Raw genomic sequence first — 17,816 nt, 5'->3', positions numbered from 1 at the left:
GCCTAAGCGAGCGAGAGCGCGTCGACGTAGTACCAGCGGCCGCCCTCACGGACAAACCGGCTGGTTTCGCGCTGAACGCCGCGGTCGCCGTCGTGCCTGAAGTGCGCCGCGAACTTAACCACGCCTTCAGCATCCAGCGGCCCGCCACGCTGGGTGGACACAATGTCCAGGCGCCGCCATTCAATGCCGCCATCCAGGTCCAGCGACGAGGGCTGTGTGGTGTGATGCCACGTGCGCAGGAGGTATTCGGCGTCCAGCACCACGAAAGCGGAGTATCGCGACCGCATTAGCTGCTCCGCCGTTGGAGCGTCCGCATCGCCGCGGTGGAATCGTCCGCAGCAATCGTCGTACTGCTCGCCGGAGAGGCACGGGCAGCGGCCGTCGCGGAGTCTGGAGAGGTCTCGGTTTGAGGAAGGGTTGTGGGGCACGGGTGAGATCGTACCGCCGTGGCCATGAGATGCAGCTAACAGGCCTTGTCACAGGAGATAACAGCTTTGAAACAACCACACTCACGGAGGGGTTTGGCGCCTATGAGTGTGCTCGGGGGCCAGTAGTCTAGTAAGGTGCCGGCGAAGGCTTGGCCAGACATTCGAGGGTCAGCGCCTTTCGACGGCAGCAGCATTCGACTGTCACCGCGGCATGCAGGAGGGGTAAGTGGACGATCCGACAACAATCGCCCTCAACCTGACCTTTCTGGGCACATTGGGACTCGCATTCGTGATGTTTGTTGGCCTTGCCGTTGTTGTCATGATTACCCTGGTTCTTGCCGGAATTGGCCGGCTGATCAGCGTGATACTCCTCGCCTTGGTTGGCATCTTCCCCAGGCGGGAAAGCACCCTGGACATTGTGCAACTGCCGGAACAGCCTCACCACCGTCCGCGCATCACTGAAGGCATCGCGGCCACGTCCGGCACCGGTGTCGACGCTGCCGAACGCCAGCCGATTTCGGCACGCGTCAACGGGGCAATGGTCTTGGTCAGCGCGTGGTTCGAGTCCACATGGTCTTCCCTCCGCGAATTCCAGTGGAACTCCGTTTTTGTTCGGCGGAAGGCTCCGCAGGGTCCAGCCAGCCCAGCCGGAGTACGGGCTGCAGCAGAGGCCGGCAGTGCACAGCACCTGCCGCTGGCGGTGACCACCAAGCACCACACGCAAGCGATGTCCCCCAAGTGGGCCGCCGCTGTCGCCGAAGCCGATGCCCGGGCCGAGGAGAGGGCAAAGGCGGCGGCACCGCCGGAAATCGTGGTCACCGTCCGCGACCTGCCGCCGTCGGAGGCTCCCGCGGAGGCCGTGGAGAAGGTGGCGCCACTGGTTGAGTCGGTGGTGGACCCGCACGGACCACGCAAGAAGCGGCCCGCCTCGTCAACGCCGTCAAACGCCATGGCGGGATCGGCTGAACGTAAGGGAGCCTAGCCCTTCAGTGACTGCAGGTGGTGCCCCTACGCCGCCAGGCTGCGAAATCCCGCGCCGTGGTAGATCAGCGGCTCGGCAGCGCTGTTGATGCCCGTGGACTTCACTTCCAGGACCACTATCGCGTGGTCTCCCGCCGGGATTTCGGATACGACCTCGCACTCAAGCGACAGGACTGCACCGTCGATCAGCACCGCGCCGGAATCGGTCACGGATGTTGACAGGCCGGCGAAGCGGTCGCGGGTCTTTGATGACAACTGCAGGCAGGCTTCTTCCTGGCCGCGGGCGAGCACCGACACTCCGATGCGGCTGGCCTGCCTCAGCTTGGGCCAGGTGGTGGACGAGTTCTGCACAGCGAAAGTCACCAGGGGCGGCTCCAGCGACACACCGACGGTGAAAGACGAAGCCACCAATACCTCCGGCGCAAAGTCGACCATCGCGCTGAACGCCGCCACCCCCGTGGGGAATTGTGCGAATGCGGCCTTGATGGATGACTGTCCTTCGACGGCTGTCTGTGACATTGCTGGTTCCTGCCTTCCCTACCCTGATGATGCGTGGCTCATTCAGTGATTGCTCTAGGTCACTAAATCCACTAAGTCACGGGCAACGTCGGCAAGCAATATTTATGTATTCGCAAGTCGATTGTGTACGTGCGTGTCAACTTTTGGGCAATTAACAATTCGTTATGAGCCGCCAACATGACCGGGTAATACGAAAAAAGACGAATTCCTACGTTGTCCGTACGGTAGCCAGCCGCTGATGTGTAGCCTCGACTCATTCCCATAAACACACCTAGGTCAGCGTCGGGAGGCGTGAGATGAGCCTGAGCGAACTACGCACCCTGGGACGCACGGGTGTTCCCATCAGCCCGCTGACCCTGGGCACGCTCAACTTCGGGACTGGGACGGCGGCGGCCAGTTCCGAGGAAAGTATTCGGATAATTCATGCCGCTCTGGACGCGGGGATTACCAGCATTGATACTGCGGATATTTATTCGCAGGGTGAGGCGGAAACCATTGTGGGCCAGGCGTTACTTGGCCGCCGCGACGAGGTGTTCCTGGCCACAAAATTCCACGGACAAATGGGTTCGAATCCCGCCCACTCCGGGAATTCCCGCCGCTGGATCACTAAGGCCGTGGAGGGCAGCCTCCGCAGGCTCCAGACTGACCACATCGACCTGTACCAAGCCCATCGTCCGGATTACAACACGGACCTGTTGGAAACCATCACGGCCCTCAATGACCTGATCCGGCAAGGCAAGATCCTTTATTACGGAACGTCAGTCTTCGCCCCCGCCCAGCTCGTGGAAGCGCAATGGCTGGCCACGACCAACCATTTGATTGCGCCGGTGGTTGACCAGGTGCCTTACTCGCTCCTGGTGAGGGCAAACGAACGCGACGTCTTCGCGATCACCCAGCAGTACGGCGTCGGGGTTTTGAGTTATGGGCCGCTCGACGGCGGCTGGCTCTCCGGCGCGTACCGTTTAGGCTGGCCGCAGCCACTTAGCTCGAGGGCGGCAGCCGTGCCCGGCCGCTTCGATGTCACTGCCCACTTCAACCAGCAGAAGCTGCATGCCGCGGATGCCCTGGCTCGTTTGGCGGAAGCGAACGGACTTTCCCTGGTCCAGCTTTCCGTGGCCTTCGCCCTCAACCACCCCGCCGTGAGCAGCGTGATCATCGGTCCCCGCACGGAAGAGCACCTCAAGGACTACCTCAAGGCTGCGGATGTTGTCCTGGGCGACACTGTGCTGGATGCCATCGACCAAATTGTGCAGCCCGGAACAAACTTCCTGGAACGCGACGCGGGCACAGTAGTCCCGCACCTGGAATTCGCGGAACTTCGGCGCCGCTCGTAGTTGCGTGGCAGAAATCCACAGTTTGAAATACACGGCTCCGGGTACGTATGGGACTAAGGTGTCAGGACGACACCACCAATCCTCAAGGAGTACCCATGGGATTTGACGCGGCGATGAAGCAGTCAGCCACCGCTTCGGCGGCCACTTCCACAGAGGACAACAGCCCTGGATCCGCGGAAGCGCCGTTCGACGAGGAGATCGTCGATGCGGAACTGGGCTGGATGAACGACGTTCGATACCTCGACGCCTACTGAGGGTGGAACCGCTAGCAACCCTCGTATTCGTTGAGGACCTTGACCTTGGCAGCTGATGCCGAGGAAGGGTCGAACACATAGCCAAGCCATTCCTTCGCGAGCCGCCGTGCCAACTCCAGCCCGACGACACGCTGCCCCATGGTCAGGACCTGGCAGTCGTTGGACAGGATGGACCGTTCGACGGAGAACGAGTCGTGCGCCGTGGCCGCCCTGATTCCCTCCACCTTGTTGGCGGCGATCGCCACGCCGATGCCCGTGCCGCAGAACAGCAACGCCCGGTCCGCCTTGCCCTCGCGGATCAATTGGCCCGCTGCAAGGCCCACGTACGGGTACGGCTTGGTGAATTCCTCGGCTGAGTCCGTGCGGTTCACTCCGATGTCAATGACCTCGGTGACTCTGGCGTCGGCCCGGAGGTCGGCCAGGATCTGGTTCTTGTAGTCAACGCCTGCTTCGTCGGCGCCCACGATGATGCGCATGGAAATCCTTTCTTGTTGGCCCGGGACCAGGCCCGGGACCAGGCCCGGGACCAGTAGCTGGCGGTTTCAGGAGTCGGCGGAGTCCGCTGTGGCCAGTTGCTTGGAGGGTTCTGCGGTGAGGTAAGGCCCGACGACGGCAAAGACCATAGCCAGGGACGTCGCCCCGGGATCGGGCGTACCGACGCTCTTCTCGGCGAGAGGACGGGCCCGCCCCTTCTGCGGCCTTAGCGACGCTGTGGCCTTGGCAGCAGCTGCCGCGTCGGCGGCCGCGGTGGACCAGGCTTCGGGAGCATCCACACCGGAGGCGATAGCCGAAGTGAGGGAGGAGGTAAACGGGAGCAGCGAGTCAACCATGGTCTTGTCTCCCAACTCGGCCTTGCCGAGCCCGGTGATCCGCCCGGTAAAGGCACGGACCGCGTCCGCCAGCACGTCCGACGTCGGGAATTCAGCGTCATCGATCCGCTCGCCAAAGGAGCGCAAACCGGCTCCCCACAGGACGCCCGAGGTGCCGCCGGCTTTGTCCGCCCAGGCATCTCCGGCGGCCATCAGGACTGAGCCGGCCCCCGCACCGCTTTCAAATGCCTGGACTGCTGCAGCGACTGCAGCCGACGACCCGCGGACCATGCCGCGCCCATGGTCACCGTCCCCGGCAATGGCGTCCATGGCACCGAGTTCCGCCTCCGCTTCCTGGAGTTCGCGGGCTGCGGTGCTGAGCGCTTCGACAGCTAGCCGGGCATAGTCGCGGGAGGCCTCGGTGGCTTCGTAGCCCGCTTGGGTGACGGCATCGTGGTCGACGGCGGTGTCCCCGCCATCCGCAATGACGAATCCTGCGACTGAACCGCGACGGTAGGCCGGCGTGAGCGCCGGAGCTGTCCAGTACTCCTCGAGCTCCTCATCCAACCACGTCAGTGTCAAAGACACACCAGCCATGTCCAGGCTGGTGACCAGCTCGCCAACCTCGGGCATTACCAGCGTGTAGCCCGCTTCGCGCAACAAGGGGGCCACGGTCCGCCACAGGACGAACAGCTCCTCGAGCTTGGTGGAACCGAGGCCATTGAGAATCACCGCGATTCGCCCTCCCGCGGTCCCGGACGGCGCCTCCTCAAGGACGCGCCGCACCAGTTCCGTGCCGAGTTCGACGGCGGAGGGCAGCTCGGTGTCGAACAGCCCCGGTTCTCCGTGGATACCCAGCCCCAGGCCCATCTGGCCGTCCGACAGGGTGAACAGCGGCTTGTCCGCGCCGGGGAAAGTGCACCCGCCGAAAGCAGTACCGATGGTCCGGGTCAGCGCGTTCGCTTTGCGGCCCACCCGGACCACCTCGGACAACTCCAAGCCAGCCTCAGCGGCGGCGCCCATAACCTTGAACACCACAAAGTCCCCCGCGATGCCGCGCCGCTTGTCGATTTCGTGCGGCGGCGCGCTGGCCACGTCGTCAGTGACCAGGACGTTCTCCACCGCGATGCCCTCGGCGGCCAACCTCTCGCTGGCCATGCCAAAGTTCAGCACGTCACCGGCATAGTTGCCGTAGGTGAAGACGACGCCGGCACCGCAGTGTGCGGCCTTGGCCACGGAGTAGGCCTGCTGCGTGGACGGCGAGGTGAAGATATTGCCCACCACGGCACCGTCGGCGAAACCCGGGCCGATGATGCCCGCGAAGGCCGGGTAGTGTCCCGAACCACCGCCGGTGATAACGGCAACCTTGGGCGCGGCGGGGCGCGTGCGGCGAACGGCACCGCCGTCGACCTGGCGGACCAGGTCGGAGTGGGCGTCGCAGAAGCCGGCCAGCGCTTCGTCGGCGAAGTCGGCGGGATCGTTGAAGATTCTGGTCATGCTGGATTCCTAAGGTGCCGGAGGCGGAGTGGGAAGTGTCGGAGCCCGTTTAGTGCATGTGGCTTCCGCCGTTGATGTCCAGGGTGGTTCCGGTCAGGTAGGCGGAGTCCTCGGAGGACAGGAAGGTGATGGCGGCGGCCACTTCCTCGGCGGTGGCGTTGCGGCCCATCGGGATGCCGGCGTTGATGGCGGCCTCCTGCTCCTCGGTGCTTCCCACGCGAATGTTGGTGTCAACGGCGCCCGGGGTGATGGCGTTGACCGTGACGCCGGTGGTGGCGATTTCTCGGGCCAGCGCCTTGGTGAGGCCGAGGATGGCAGCCTTGGCAGCGGAGTAGGGCACCTTGCCGAAGACGCCGCCACCGCGCTGGGCGGACACGGAGGACATGTTCACGATGCGGCCCCAGCCATTGGCGATCATGTCCGGCAGGAACGCCTTGGTAACCAGGTAGGTGCCCGTGGCGTTGACGTCCATGACCTTGTGCCACAGCTCGACAGTGGTCTCAAGGAACGGAATCGGGGACGTGATCCCGGCGATGTTGGCGAGCGCGCCCACTGGGGGAAGGTTGCCCGCGGCGACTTCGGCGGCAACAGCGGCCTGGGCAGCCTGGACCGACTGCTCGTTGGCGACGTCAATCTCGTAGCCGAACGCGGGGACGTTGAACTCGTTGCCGATCTCGGCGGCAACCTTGGCCGACTTCTCACCGTCGAGGTCGAGGATGACGACGCCCCAGCCCTGGCGGGCGTAACGGCGGGCGGTGGTGATGCCGATACCGCGCTCCGAGGTGGCCCCGGTGAGGACGGCAGTGCGCTGGATGGTGCTGGACATGTAGTGCTCCTGTTGTGGTTAAGGTCGACGGCGGCAGGCAATGGCGGCTGCCACCGGCGGTTGAAAGGTGGTTCGGAAAAGGCTCAGATGAGGTCGGTGATGAAGCTTGCGGCTTTTGCGGCGGCTGCCGGCCGTTCGTCATGGCTTACGTCGCGGGTTTCCAGTTCCAGCGAGAAGTGGCCCTGGTAGCCGGCATTCCGTAGCGCCGAGAGCCCGGCGCCGAAATTGGCCTTGCCGTTGCCGACGCTCAGGTTGATGTTCCCGGACGCCTGCTCCGTGGCGGGGATGGCGTCGCGGAGGTGAACATGGGTGATCCAGCCTCCGAAGCGGTCCACGAATTCCACAGGGTCGCCACCGGAGGCGACGATATGGCTGAAGTCCATCACAATCCCGACGTCGGACCCCGCCAGCCGGTCGGCCAGCAGTTGGGCGCGCTCCAAGTTCCAGCAGAGCCGGAAATAGTGCAGCGATTCAGTCCAGAGCTCGACGCCGTGACGCATCGCGGCCTGGGACGCTGCGATGAGTTCGGCGGCGACAGCGTCGATGTCTTCTTCAAGGCTGCCGCGGAGCGGTTCGTGGTTGATCGCGCCGCATGGGAGGACCAGCGCCTTGGCGCCTGTCTTGGCTGCCAGGGTCAGGAGCATCTCAAGGTGACGCTCGCGCTCGTGGCGCTGTCCGGCGTCGAGCACTGCGTTGAGGTCCCCAACGTCACCGTTCACGGAACGGACACGCAGCCCGGAGGCCGCCACGTCGGCGGCTACGGCGTCTACCGCAGCCGCATCCAAAACGTATGGCACGTGGTCGCAGACGCCGGGCAATGCGCCTAGGTCGATTTCCTCGAAGCCGAGCCTAGCCATCGTGCTGAGGGCCTCAGGCAGGACTTGGTGGCGGAAGCTGATCGAGGAGCAGCCCAGTCTGGTGTGGAACATCGTTGGACCTTCTGCTGGAGCAATGGGTTGAGCCGTTTGTGCGGACCACAGGTGGACTTGTGCGGACCACGGGTGGACCTCACCGGCGAAACGTGATGGAAACCACTTTAGATGCGTTAACTGTCAACAGTCAACCTGCACCGTTGACTGTTGACATTGCTGGTGGTGTCGGTCACACTGGCATATCATGTTGACTGTCGACAGTGCTGGTGCGCAGCCGCACCGGTCACTACTCGAAAGGGAAAATCCAAATGAGCAATGAAGCTCTGACCATGCGTGGTCCTATTCACGGAACCAAGGAAGCCAAGCGCGTGGCCGTCGGCTCCGGCGTTGGCGCTGTCATCGAAACCTATGACTTCATCGGTTTCGGCACCGCTGCAGCCCTCTACTTCGGCACCGCCTTCTTCCCGGGTGCAGACCCTGTCACGGGAACGCTGGCCTCCTTCGCCACGCTCGGCGTCGGCTTCGCGGCCCGCCCCCTGGGCGGTATCATCGGCGGACACCTCGGCGACAAGCTGGGCCGCAAGCCGGTGCTGGTTGCCTCGCTAATCCTCATGGGCCTGGCGACTTTCGCCATCGGCTTGCTCCCCACCTACAGCCAGGTGGGCCTCCTCGCTCCTGCTCTTCTGGTGATCGTCCGCATCATCCAGGGCTTGGCCTTCGGTGCCGAATGGGGCGGCGCCATCCTCATGAGTTACGAGCACGCTCCGTGGAAGAAAAAGGGCCAATTCACCGGCATCGTCCAGGCTGGCTTCCCAGTGGGCCTCCTGCTCGCCAACCTCGTGTTCCTGGGAAGCGTACAACTCGGCAGCGAATGGGCCTGGCGCATTCCGTTCCTTGCAAGCATCCTGCTGGTGGCCGTGGGCCTGATCATCCGCTCCAAGGTGCCGGAATCCCCGGTGTTTGAGGACGTCAAGAACAAGGGCGACATCGTGAAGTCCCCCATCGTCGAGGTTATCCGCGACGACTGGCGGAACATCGTGCGCGGCATCGGCCTGCGCATTGCGGAGACCGCTGGCTACGCCGTTTCCGTCACGTACATGATTTCCTACCTCAACAGCGCCAAGCTGGCTGACAAGACGCAAACCCTGATCGCACTGTGCATCGCGGCAGCAATCGGCATCTTCGCCACCTACGCCTGGGGCAAGCTCACGGACAAGGTTGGACGCCGCCCGGTCTACGTCTGGTCCACCTTGTTCGCCGTGGCCTTTGGCATCCCGATGTTCCTCCTGGTCAACACCGGATTGTTCCTGTTCATCATCGCCACGATCGTGATCTCCTACGCCGTGTGCCAGAACTCCCTGGCCGGCGCCCAAGGCCCGTGGTTCCCGGAGCTGTTCCAGGCCAAGACCCGCTCGTCCGGCGCTTCGTTGGCCTACCAAATCTCCGCAATGGTTTCCGGCTTCACACCGTTCATCACCACCCTGCTGTTCGTCAGCTTCGGTTGGGTAGGCCCTGCCGCGCTGTTCAGCCTCTACGCAGCGATCGGGCTCTGGGCAGCACTGGTCACCCGTGAGACCTGGGGCAAGCGCGAGCGCCAGCTCGCCGAAGAAGCCGCCCGGAAAACACCCTCGACCATCTCGGCCTAAGAGTCACTAGCCAGCCTCTTGGCACACGGGCGCGCGGCCGCCGTCGTACTGGTACTCCTAGGTGCCTCATCCGGCGGCCGCCCACCATCTTTGGAAGGATTCTCCTTTGACTACCACCTCCACAGAGTCGACCCCATCGCATCAGGCGACTAACGCCGTCGAGCGCGTTGCTGATCGACACCTCGCAGTGTCCTCGGCCGCCTACCGAATCCGCAATCACGCCCTCAACATGGGTGAGGTCCAGGGCCAGGGCTATGTGGGCCAGGCCCTGGGTGCCGCGGACATCCTGGCAACCGTCTACACCGACCAGCTCCGCTACCGTGCTGAGGACCCGCATTGGGAGGTCCGCGACCGCTTCCTGCTGTCAACCGGCCACTATGCGATCGGGCACTACGCCGCGGTGGCAGAAGCTGGCATCATTCCGGTGTCCGAACTTGAGACCTATGGCTCTGACGACTCCCGGCTCCCCATGTCCGGAATGTCCACGTACACGCCCGGTATGGAGATCTCCGGCGGCTCGCTCGGCCACGGCTTGACCATCGCTGTTGGAATGGCCCTGGGACTCCGGCACCAGGGAACTGAATACGAGGGCCGCGGCGCCCGCGTCTTCAACTTCCTCTCCGACGGCGAACTCGACGAGGGCTCCACGTGGGAAGCAGCTATGGGCGCGCACCACCACCGCCTGGGCAACCTCACCGCCATGGTGGACATCAATGCCCTCCAGGCCGACGGCGCCACCAACACGGTGTTGCGCACGGAACCCGTGTTGGAAAAATGGGAAGCCTTTGGCTGGTACGCCCAGCGGGTGGACGGGAACGACGTCGGCGCCTTGCTTGAGGCGTTCGACAACGCCGCCGCTGTGGCCGCCCCGGAGGGCAGGCCGTCCGTGATCCTCTGCGACACCAGGGTTGGCCGCGGAGTACCACTGTTGGAAACCCGCGAAAAGGCGCACTTCATGCGCATCGAAGAACACGAATGGCAGATTTGCCGCGAGCAGCTGGCTGCCGGATTTGAAGGGACGGCTTCCGCATGAGCACCACCGTTGCGAGCACAAAACCGAAGCTGAAGACGTCAGCGATGATCGCGTCGTTCGCGGACCCGGGCCAAAAGACCACGTCCGCTCCCTTTGGCCATGCCCTGGTCAAGGCCGCCGAGGCAGACCAGCGGATTGTTGGCCTTACAGCTGACCTTGGCAAATACACGGACATGCACATCTTCGCCAAGGCGGTCCCGGAGCGCTTCTTCCAGATGGGCATGGCCGAGCAGTTGCTCTTCGGCGCGGCGGCCGGACTTGCCGAAACCGGGCTGGTGCCGTTCGCTTCGACGTACTCGGTGTTCGCTGCGCGCCGGGCCTACGACTTCCTGTGCCTGGACATAGCGGAACCGAACCTCAACGTTAACATTGTTGGTGGCCTGCCGGGCCTCACCACAGGGTACGGTCCCAGCCACCAGGCAACTGAGGACATGGCCATCTTCCGCGGCATGCCGAACCTGACCATTGTGGATCCCTGCGACTCGGTGGATATCGAACAGGCGGTTCCCCAGCTGGCTGCTTCCGAGGGGCCTACGTACCTGCGCCTTTTGCGGGGCAACGTGCCCACCGTGCTGGACGAGTACGACTACAAGTTTGAGCTCGGCAAGGCCAAAGTGCTGCGCGGCGGCAACGACGTGGTGTTTGTCTCGAGCGGCCTCATGACAATGCGCGCGCTCCAGGCCGCGGAGGCGCTGGCCGCTCACAATGTTGACGTCGCCGTCGTCCATACGCCCACCATCAAGCCCTTTGACGCGTCCACTGTCCTCCGCGAGATCAATACGGACCGCTTGGCGGTCACTCTGGAGAACCACACCGTGGTGGGCGGCCTGTTCGAGACGGTGGCGTCCGCCGTCGTCGCGGCCGGGCTGGGCAAGCGGGTGGTTCCGGTGGCCCTGCCGGACGCGTTCCTCGACGCCGGTGCGCTGCCCACGCTGCACGAACGGTACGGTCTGTCGGTGGACCGGATTGTGGCGAAGGTGCTGGAGGAATTGGGCTAACCACAGCCCGCCACACCTTTTCTGGGAGCGCGGGGCCGGCGGAACTGCCGGTCTCGCGCTCCTGCCCGTAAGATCAACAGTTAACACAGCGACTGTCAGCAGTCGAAACCTGACATTGAGGATCCATCATGGCCGCACCAGCTTCCCTGCTAGGACTGGAAAAGAAGAGCCTGCGCGAACAGGCGCTCATTGCCCTGCGCCGGGCCATAACCAGTGGAGAACTGGAGCCTGGACGGCACCTGGTGGAGACCGAGCTGTCCGAGATGCTGCAGATCAGCCGCGGCACCCTCCGCGAAGCCCTGCGCCAATTGGAACAAGAGGGCCTGGTGTCGGCGGGTCCCCGGGGCCGGCTTTCCGTGCGCCATTTGGATGCCAAGGAAATACGTGACATTTTCGCGGTCCGGGCTGTCCTCGAGTCCCTTGCGGCCCGGACGTTGTGCGAGCGGCACAACAAGGACGCAGCAGTGGCCCAACTGCGTGCCGCCGTCGAGAGCATGGACGATGCGGCCAAGTCCTCCCTTGAGGACCGCATTGAAGCGGACCTGGAATTCCACCGGACACTCTGCCGGCTGTCCGACAACGAGACTTTGTTGCACTCCTGGGAATCGCTGGAGGGCTCGATTCGCATGTCCATCATGTACGCGGGGCTGGAGCGCGCCGTAAAGAACATGAGTGTTGGCCGCCACCACGACATTGTGGCCGCCATCGAAACAGGCAACGCGGCGCAGGCCCGCGAGACGATCATCGAACACATGGACGGCGCTGCAGAGAACCTAGTGGCGTAGGACTTGCTCCGGCGGCCGCCGTCGAGGTCGCCGGAAACGTGCGGGCCAGCGGCAAGGGTGCCCACTCGCCCGAAGCGACGGGCGACTTTGAGAGGTTCCAGCGACCACGGGGATTCTGGCGAACCCAAGGCCAGGTCCGGCGAACCCAAGGTCAGGTGGAAAACCCTTTCCCGGACACCATGCCCTGGGCTAGCGTGAAGGCCATGGAATTCAGATACCTTGGCAACTCAGGCTTCAAGATCTCGGAAATCACGTTTGGCAACTGGCTCACCCATGCTTCCCAAGTGGAGAACGACGTCGCCACCCAGTGCGTCCGTGCTGCACTCGACTCCGGTATCACCACCTTCGACACCGCGGACGTCTACGCAAACACCGGCGCAGAATCGGTCCTCGGCGAGGCGCTGAAGGGCGAGCGCCGGGAATCCCTGGAAATCTTCACCAAGGTCTTTGGCCCCACAGGTCCCAAGGGCCACAACGACGTAGGGCTGTCCCGCAAGCACATCATGGAGTCCATCAACGGCTCGCTCCGCCGGCTCCAGACCGACTATGTGGACCTCTACCAGGCCCATCGCTACGACTTCGAAACACCGCTCGAAGAAACGATGCAGGCTTTCGCCGATATTGTCCGCCAAGGCAAAGCCCTGTACATCGGCGTCAGCGAATGGACCGCCGAGCAGCTCCGCGCCGGCCACGCCCTGGCGCAGGAACTCGGCATCCACTTAATCTCCAACCAGCCCCAGTACTCCATGCTCTGGCGCGTGATCGAAGCCGAAGTGGTACCGGCATCCGAAGAATTGGGCATCTCCCAAATCGTCTGGTCCCCCATGGCGCAGGGCGTGCTCAGCGGCAAGTACGTTCCTGGCCAGGCCGTCCCAGAAGGCAGCCGAGCTACCGATGACAAGGGTGGCGCCCGGATGATCAAGCGCTGGATGCGCGACGACATCCTGGAAGGTGTGCAGCAACTCAAGCCGATCGCCCAAGAGGCAGGTTTGTCCATGCCGCAGCTCGCGGTGGCCTGGGTCCTGCAGAACAAGAACGTTGCCTCCGCGATCATTGGTGCCTCGCGTCCCGAACAGATCGCAGACAGCGTCGCGGCGTCCGGCGTCGTCCTTGACTCGGTGCTGATGGACAAGATCGACGGCGCGATCGGTCACCTCGCCGAGCGGGACCCGGCCCAGACGAAGTCGCCCGAAACACGGGAAGCCTGAGCCCAGGCCCGAGGCCGGCTGGCTCGGCGGCGGCTGGCTGGCTCGGCCCGGCGGCTGGCTGGCCCGGCCCGGCTGGCTCGGCGGCGGCTGGCTGGCTCGGCCCGGTGGCTGGCCCGGCCCGGTGGCTGCCGGTCCAACCTTCACGAGATTTAGCGCTGAATAGTTACGGCCCCCAATTTCTGGGTACGTACCCTGCGGAACGGAAGTCGACGCCCCCGGAACCATAAGGCGGTGATCACGATTCGCCAATCGTCAGCGCGCTGGGCACCAGCGCACAACCACCCGAAAGCTGATGTGGACGTCCTGTTGCCCACCTGCAACAGGCCCGGCGAATTGGCCGTGACGTTGGCTGGCCTGGCGGCCCAGGACGGCCCAGCCTTCCGACTGGTACTGAGCGACCAGTCGGAAGGGTTGGCCGGCTGGGAACATGGCCCCGTAGCAGCGATACTGCGCGTCCTCCGTGTCCAGGGAACGTCTGTCGACCTGCTGAGGCACCTTCCCCGACGTGGGCTGGCTGAACATCGACAGTTCCTGCTGGATCACTCCAGCGCCGACCAAGTGCTGTTCCTGGACGACGACGTGTGGCTGGAGCCCGGCTCCTTGGCCCGAATGACTAAAGCGCTTGAACAACTCGGCTGCGGCTTTGTGGGAATGGCGCCGCAGGGCTTGTCCTACGTCGACGACCGGCGGCCGTCTGACACGTGTCACTTTGAACCGTGGCAGGGACCAGTGACGCCGGAAAGGATCCGACCCAATCAGGCTGGCTTTGAGCGTTGGCCGCTTCACAGCGCCGCCAACCTAGTCCATCTCAGCGAAGAATTGCAGCTCCAGGAAGGCCAGTGGATTCCCTACAAAGTGGCTTGGATCGGCGGCTGCACCATGTACCGGCGAACGGCCCTCGAATCCGTGGGGGGCTTCAAATTCTGGAATGAGCTGCCTCCCGAACACAGCGGCGAGGATGTGGCCGTGCAGTGGCGCGTCATGGAGTGCTACGGCGGCGCCGGAATCCTGCCCTCCGGGGCAGTCCATCTTGAATCCCCCACCACAATTCCCAACAGGCCGGTGGAGGCTTTTGATGTGGTTTTCAAAGAGGCCCAGGCGAACCGCCTGCGGTCTAAGTAGAAAGGAATGAAAATGGCCGAAACGCCAAACCCTATTCAGGTCCAGAAATTCCTAGGCGGCATCGATTATCCCGCCAGCAAGGACGCCCTGGTCTCGAGGGCAAAGGACGAAGGCGCGGACCAAAACATCCTTGATGCCTTGGAAAACCTTCCGGACAAGGAGTATGGCGCCCCGACTGAGGTTACGTCGGCGTTGTCTGGCTAGTAGTCGACAATTGCACCAGCCGAAATGTTGATGGTGGCGTCGGTTATGGCCCCGGCCCGATCCGATGCCGCAAACACCGCCGCGTGGCCCACGTCATCCAGGGTGGCCGTCCTATTCAGGTGGGCGGCCGCCTGGATGTCGCGCTCGATCTCCTCGCGGCCTTCTGTCTGCCAAGGAATGGTTTCCAGGATGCCACCCGTCACCAAGGTGACTACACGCACGCCGTTTCGTCCCAACTCGGTGGCCCACTGACGCCGGAGGCCCTCCATCGCGTCGAGCGCCACTTTGAAGCCGCCCAGTCCCGGCAACGTCTGCGGTCCTGAACCGCCAAAGGTCAGTACGACGCCGGACCGCGCCTTGATCATGTGGCGCGCGGCGGCGCGCGTGGTCAGGAATTGGCTTCGTAGGGCCACCGCCACTGGCTGCAGGAAGTGGTCCGCGCTGATCTCCATAAGCGGTTGCTGAACATCGCCGAACGAAATCACGTTGAAAGAAATGTCGATGCGTCCAGCCCGCTTGGCCACACCGTCCACGAAGGCGTCTACCTGCTGTTCGTCGAGGGCGTCTACGAGCGCGGTCCTGGCCGTCCCGCCGTTCGCTTGGATGTCCCGCGCCACCCGGTCCAGCCTCTCCTGGGTCCTTCCCGCGAGATAGACTGTGGCGCCCTCGGCCGCGAATGCTCTGGCGACGGCGCCGCCAATCGCTCCGCCAGCCCCATAAATCACGGCTGTTTTGTTCTCGAGAAGCATCACTTTGTCCTTCCGAATGCCGGAAAGCGTCAGGCCCGCATTTGTCAGGCCAGGGACCGGGCGCAGTTTTGCGTTTTCCCGAATGTCCACCTGCCGGATGCGGCTGTCAAGAGTATCGGGACCTTCCCGGCCCGACGGCCCCCAGCCCGACGGCCCCGGCACCGGCCCTGCCCCGCCCGGCACCGGCCCTGCCCCCGCGCGGCCCGACGGCCTCCGGCCCCGCCCCGCCCAGCCCGACGCCCCCACCCCGCCCGGCGCGACGGCGTCGAGCGTTCACCGGCTATACTCTTGCGCAACCATGACAAGCCTTCCTTCCGCCCCTGCGACTGTCCGCGTCGATGCCTGGCTGTGGGCGGTCCGCGCCTACAAGACCCGGTCTGCTGCCACGGCCGCGTGCCGAGCAGGGCATGTGCGGCTCAACGGGAATCCGGTCAAGGCCTCGCAAACCATTGTTCCGGGCGACACGGTCCGCGTCCGGGAATCGGGATTTGAGCGGATCCTCGAAGTCAGGCGCCTCATCGCCAAACGAGTTGGCGCGGAGGCGGCGTCGCACTGCTTCACGGACCACACGCCGCCGCGGCCTGTTGCGCCGATGCTCGGCCTGCCGCAGCGGGACCGCGGCGCGGGACGTCCCACCAAGAAAGATCGCCGCGACATGGAGAAATTGCGCGGTCACTAAGCTGTGGCCAATGCGGGGACACCAAATCGCCGGAAGAAACGGAATTTGCGCGAATCTTGAGTCATTGCCCGCTGACATTCTGTGCGTGGCGGATTACTGTGGCCGTGGGTTGATCCATTCGTTGTAGGACCAGCCCTCAAGGAATTAACGGAATTAACCGGTCTCAACTCGCCCTTCGGAGGGAACCATGTCCCAAAGTGTCCCCGGCTCGGCCCCCGGCGGCCAGCCCAATTTCCAACCGACACCTTACGAGTATCCCCGACCCACCACTGCCACTGTGCCCGGGAAGACGCTCGGAATTGTCGGTTTTGTCCTGTCGCTGCTGGGTCCGCTGACAACAATCGGTCTGATCCTGAGCATTGTGGCATTGGTGCAGTCCCGCAAGGCCCGTGCCAACAACGGATTCGCAATTGCCGGAATTATCATCGGTGCGCTTGGCACAATTGCTGGCGCGCTTATCCTTATTACCACGATCGCTGGATTAGGGTTCATAGCACAGCAGTGTGCGGAACTCGGGCCTGGCGTGCACTACGTCAACAACGTCACCATCACCTGCAGCTAACGACGCAGCACGACCGGTGGTCTAACTGGGGGATCACCGGCCGAAGCCAAGGAGCCGTCCCGCCGGCCAGGATGCACTTGATCCGGGTCGGCAGGGCGGCTCCTCACTGCGTCCCCTAAAGGGTAGTCAGCAACTTCTTCATCTCTTCGATCTCAGCCTCCTGGGCCTTGATGATGTCCTTGGCCAGGGCAATGGCCGCGGCGTTCTTGCCGTCGCTTTGCTGGGTCTTGGCCATGGTGATGGCGCCCTCGTGGTGCGCGATCATCTGCGACATAAACAGCTTGGCGGCTTCCGCTCCCTGGGATGCCTTGAGCTTGGCCAGTTCGTCGTCGCCCAACATGCCGGCCATGCTGTGGCTGCTGTGCGACGAGGACGCTGTGGGCTCATTCCAGGACTTCAGCCAGCCCGTCATGGTCTCGATCTCAGGACCTTGTGCGGCCTTGATCCTCTTGGCGAGGTCCGTCGCGGGCACTGGCAGGCCCTGCTTGGCCAGCATGATGTCGCTCATGGTCACGGCCTGGGAGTGGTGCGGAATCATCATCTGGGCGAACATCGCGTCCGCCATGTTGTGGTCCGCGGAATTGGCCGACGCCGAGGCCGAGGCAGACGCCGTGTCGTGCATCGAGTGGTCCATTCCGGTTGAGCTCGAGCCGGAGCCGGATGACGCACAGCCGGCCAGGGCGATGGCGAGGGCAACTGCCGTGGCCGGGATTGTGAGCAGCTTCTTGTTCATTGGGTTGCGTCCTTCTGGGAGTTTTACGCGCAGGAGCGCTTTGTGAATTGGTCAGGCGGAGGCCTCCACGGCATCCGCCGCTTGGCCCCCTTGGGGAGGCCTTGGAGGGAGTTTTCCTCCCGAAAGCCATTCACGTCCTGCTGATACTCAGCTCACCCGGCGAAGGACTGCCGGGTCTGTAGCAGTACGACGGCGGCAGGCCGTCGCGCGCGAGCGGCAGACCGCCGTCGAGCGTTACCAAGGAAGGGGGCTGCACCGCCAGCGGCGCGCTTCCCGGAGCGGGCACGCAGACAACATGCATTCCGGACATCGCCGGGCAGGAGCCCTGCGGCCCTGCGCAGGAATGGTCCTTCACCGACACGGGAAGAGGCGGCTCGGCCTGCTGGATGGACCGGGATACTGCCCCGGCGTGGCCGGCAACTTGTCCGGCGTGCTCATCGTGGTCGGCAACTTGTCTGGCGTGCTCGTCGTGGCCGGCAACTTGTCTGGCGTGCTCGTCGTGGCCGGCAACGTGTCCGCCGCGCTCATCCTGGCCGGCAACGTGTCCGCCGCGCTCATCCTGGCCGGCAACGTGTCC

Annotated in this window: 20 protein-coding genes; 12 read left to right on the top strand and 8 right to left on the bottom strand. The window is 64.0% G+C overall.

The window, feature by feature from the left end; genetic code table 11:
• Nucleotides 1–2: 2 nt before the first annotated feature.
• Entirely contained in the window at nt 3–428 is a 426-nt protein-coding gene (locus LD110_RS22255; protein ID WP_225502121.1) for a YchJ family protein, read from the bottom strand.
• 226 nt (nt 429–654) lie between these two features.
• On the opposite strand from LD110_RS22255, the gene LD110_RS22250 reads away from it, so the two are divergent.
• Complete coding sequence (locus LD110_RS22250; RefSeq protein WP_225502120.1) at nt 655–1,410, top strand: hypothetical protein; 756 nt, start codon at nt 655–657, stop codon at nt 1,408–1,410.
• Nucleotides 1,411–1,436: 26 nt separating this feature from the next.
• On the opposite strand, the gene LD110_RS22245 is transcribed toward LD110_RS22250, so the two are convergent.
• A complete protein-coding gene (locus tag LD110_RS22245) occupies nt 1,437–1,928 on the bottom strand; it encodes a flavin reductase family protein (protein WP_225502119.1) in 492 nt (163 codons plus the stop codon).
• A gap of 296 nt (nt 1,929–2,224) precedes the next feature.
• On the opposite strand from LD110_RS22245, the gene LD110_RS22240 reads away from it, so the two are divergent.
• Both LD110_RS22240 and LD110_RS22235 read left to right on the top strand, forming a co-directional pair.
• Nucleotides 2,225–3,262, top strand: coding sequence for an aldo/keto reductase (locus tag LD110_RS22240; RefSeq protein WP_225502118.1), 1,038 nt, complete (start codon nt 2,225–2,227; stop codon nt 3,260–3,262).
• 95 nt (nt 3,263–3,357) lie between these two features.
• Nucleotides 3,358–3,516: a hypothetical protein gene (locus LD110_RS22235; RefSeq protein WP_225502117.1), complete on the top strand. Its 159-nt coding sequence runs from the start codon at nt 3,358–3,360 to the stop codon at nt 3,514–3,516.
• An 11-nt stretch (nt 3,517–3,527) separates the two neighbouring features.
• Here LD110_RS22235 and LD110_RS22230 read toward each other — a convergent pair whose 3' ends face one another.
• The 4 genes from LD110_RS22230 to LD110_RS22215 form a co-directional block, all read right to left on the bottom strand.
• The gene (locus LD110_RS22230; RefSeq protein WP_263855451.1) at nt 3,528–3,992 is read right to left on the bottom strand and encodes a ribose-5-phosphate isomerase; all 465 of its coding nucleotides are present in this window, start codon (nt 3,990–3,992) and stop codon (nt 3,528–3,530) included.
• Nucleotides 3,993–4,058: 66 nt separating this feature from the next.
• Complete coding sequence (locus LD110_RS22225) at nt 4,059–5,822, bottom strand: dihydroxyacetone kinase family protein (RefSeq protein ID WP_225502116.1); 1,764 nt, start codon at nt 5,820–5,822, stop codon at nt 4,059–4,061.
• 49 nt (nt 5,823–5,871) lie between these two features.
• Complete coding sequence (locus LD110_RS22220) at nt 5,872–6,648, bottom strand: SDR family NAD(P)-dependent oxidoreductase (RefSeq protein ID WP_225502115.1); 777 nt, start codon at nt 6,646–6,648, stop codon at nt 5,872–5,874.
• A gap of 83 nt (nt 6,649–6,731) precedes the next feature.
• Entirely contained in the window at nt 6,732–7,577 is an 846-nt protein-coding gene (locus tag LD110_RS22215) for a sugar phosphate isomerase/epimerase (RefSeq protein ID WP_225502114.1), read from the bottom strand.
• 251 nt (nt 7,578–7,828) lie between these two features.
• Between LD110_RS22215 and LD110_RS22210 the strand changes: the two genes are divergently transcribed.
• The 7 genes from LD110_RS22210 to LD110_RS22180 all read left to right on the top strand — a co-directional run bounded on the left by LD110_RS22210 (nt 7,829) and on the right by LD110_RS22180 (nt 14,516).
• On the top strand, nt 7,829–9,166 hold the full coding sequence (locus LD110_RS22210; RefSeq protein WP_225502113.1) for an MFS transporter: 1,338 nt from the start codon (nt 7,829–7,831) through the stop codon (nt 9,164–9,166).
• Nucleotides 9,167–9,353: 187 nt separating this feature from the next.
• Entirely contained in the window at nt 9,354–10,199 is an 846-nt protein-coding gene (locus LD110_RS22205; protein WP_225502143.1) for a transketolase, read from the top strand.
• The gene (locus LD110_RS22200) at nt 10,196–11,197 is read left to right on the top strand and encodes a transketolase family protein (protein WP_225502112.1); all 1,002 of its coding nucleotides are present in this window, start codon (nt 10,196–10,198) and stop codon (nt 11,195–11,197) included. The genes LD110_RS22205 and LD110_RS22200 overlap by 4 nt, the downstream gene beginning before the upstream one ends.
• A 128-nt stretch (nt 11,198–11,325) precedes the next feature.
• Complete coding sequence (locus LD110_RS22195) at nt 11,326–11,982, top strand: GntR family transcriptional regulator (RefSeq protein WP_225502111.1); 657 nt, start codon at nt 11,326–11,328, stop codon at nt 11,980–11,982.
• A gap of 203 nt (nt 11,983–12,185) precedes the next feature.
• Entirely contained in the window at nt 12,186–13,190 is a 1,005-nt protein-coding gene (locus tag LD110_RS22190) for an aldo/keto reductase family protein (RefSeq protein WP_225502110.1), read from the top strand.
• A gap of 231 nt (nt 13,191–13,421) precedes the next feature.
• Nucleotides 13,422–14,312 (top strand): glycosyltransferase family 2 protein, encoded by an 891-nt coding sequence (locus LD110_RS22185; RefSeq protein WP_225502109.1) that lies wholly within the window; start codon nt 13,422–13,424, stop codon nt 14,310–14,312.
• Between the two features lie 12 nt (nt 14,313–14,324).
• Complete coding sequence (locus tag LD110_RS22180; protein WP_225502108.1) at nt 14,325–14,516, top strand: DUF2795 domain-containing protein; 192 nt, start codon at nt 14,325–14,327, stop codon at nt 14,514–14,516.
• Here LD110_RS22180 and LD110_RS22175 read toward each other — a convergent pair.
• The gene (locus tag LD110_RS22175) at nt 14,513–15,265 is read right to left on the bottom strand and encodes an SDR family NAD(P)-dependent oxidoreductase (RefSeq protein ID WP_225502107.1); all 753 of its coding nucleotides are present in this window, start codon (nt 15,263–15,265) and stop codon (nt 14,513–14,515) included. The genes LD110_RS22180 and LD110_RS22175 overlap by 4 nt on opposite strands.
• A 298-nt stretch (nt 15,266–15,563) precedes the next feature.
• Here LD110_RS22175 and LD110_RS22170 point away from each other — a divergent pair, with 298 nt between their 5' ends.
• Both LD110_RS22170 and LD110_RS22165 read left to right on the top strand, forming a co-directional pair.
• The gene (locus LD110_RS22170; protein ID WP_225502106.1) at nt 15,564–15,944 is read left to right on the top strand and encodes an RNA-binding S4 domain-containing protein; all 381 of its coding nucleotides are present in this window, start codon (nt 15,564–15,566) and stop codon (nt 15,942–15,944) included.
• A gap of 187 nt (nt 15,945–16,131) precedes the next feature.
• Complete coding sequence (locus LD110_RS22165; protein ID WP_225502105.1) at nt 16,132–16,506, top strand: DUF4190 domain-containing protein; 375 nt, start codon at nt 16,132–16,134, stop codon at nt 16,504–16,506.
• 115 nt (nt 16,507–16,621) lie between these two features.
• On the opposite strand, the gene LD110_RS22160 is transcribed toward LD110_RS22165, so the two are convergent.
• Nucleotides 16,622–17,239 (bottom strand): DUF305 domain-containing protein, encoded by a 618-nt coding sequence (locus LD110_RS22160; protein ID WP_225502104.1) that lies wholly within the window; start codon nt 17,237–17,239, stop codon nt 16,622–16,624.
• Between the last annotated feature and the right edge of the window lie 577 nt (nt 17,240–17,816).

The organism is Arthrobacter sp. M4 (assembly GCF_020251205.1).
Taxonomy (GTDB): domain Bacteria; phylum Actinomycetota; class Actinomycetes; order Actinomycetales; family Micrococcaceae; genus Arthrobacter.
The sequence above is the reverse complement of the archived record's forward strand: the minus strand, read 5'-3'. Positions and strand labels throughout refer to the sequence as shown.

Excerpts from the sequence above, each read along its gene's own strand:
- LD110_RS22245 (WP_225502119.1), bottom strand. The coding sequence starts at position 1,928 with ATGTCACAGACAGCCGTCGAAGGACAGTCATCCATCAAGGCCGCATTC.
- LD110_RS22240 (WP_225502118.1), top strand. The coding sequence starts at position 2,225 with ATGAGCCTGAGCGAACTACGCACCCTGGGACGCACGGGTGTTCCCATC.
- LD110_RS22235 (WP_225502117.1), top strand. The coding sequence starts at position 3,358 with ATGGGATTTGACGCGGCGATGAAGCAGTCAGCCACCGCTTCGGCGGCC.
- LD110_RS22230 (WP_263855451.1), bottom strand. The coding sequence starts at position 3,992 with ATGCGCATCATCGTGGGCGCCGACGAAGCAGGCGTTGACTACAAGAAC.
- LD110_RS22225 (WP_225502116.1), bottom strand. The coding sequence starts at position 5,822 with ATGACCAGAATCTTCAACGATCCCGCCGACTTCGCCGACGAAGCGCTG.
- LD110_RS22220 (WP_225502115.1), bottom strand. The coding sequence starts at position 6,648 with ATGTCCAGCACCATCCAGCGCACTGCCGTCCTCACCGGGGCCACCTCG.
- LD110_RS22215 (WP_225502114.1), bottom strand. The coding sequence starts at position 7,577 with ATGTTCCACACCAGACTGGGCTGCTCCTCGATCAGCTTCCGCCACCAA.
- LD110_RS22210 (WP_225502113.1), top strand. The coding sequence starts at position 7,829 with ATGAGCAATGAAGCTCTGACCATGCGTGGTCCTATTCACGGAACCAAG.
- LD110_RS22200 (WP_225502112.1), top strand. The coding sequence starts at position 10,196 with ATGAGCACCACCGTTGCGAGCACAAAACCGAAGCTGAAGACGTCAGCG.
- LD110_RS22195 (WP_225502111.1), top strand. The coding sequence starts at position 11,326 with ATGGCCGCACCAGCTTCCCTGCTAGGACTGGAAAAGAAGAGCCTGCGC.
- LD110_RS22190 (WP_225502110.1), top strand. The coding sequence starts at position 12,186 with ATGGAATTCAGATACCTTGGCAACTCAGGCTTCAAGATCTCGGAAATC.
- LD110_RS22180 (WP_225502108.1), top strand. The coding sequence starts at position 14,325 with ATGGCCGAAACGCCAAACCCTATTCAGGTCCAGAAATTCCTAGGCGGC.
- LD110_RS22175 (WP_225502107.1), bottom strand. The coding sequence starts at position 15,265 with ATGCTTCTCGAGAACAAAACAGCCGTGATTTATGGGGCTGGCGGAGCG.
- LD110_RS22170 (WP_225502106.1), top strand. The coding sequence starts at position 15,564 with ATGACAAGCCTTCCTTCCGCCCCTGCGACTGTCCGCGTCGATGCCTGG.
- LD110_RS22165 (WP_225502105.1), top strand. The coding sequence starts at position 16,132 with ATGTCCCAAAGTGTCCCCGGCTCGGCCCCCGGCGGCCAGCCCAATTTC.
- LD110_RS22160 (WP_225502104.1), bottom strand. The coding sequence starts at position 17,239 with ATGAACAAGAAGCTGCTCACAATCCCGGCCACGGCAGTTGCCCTCGCC.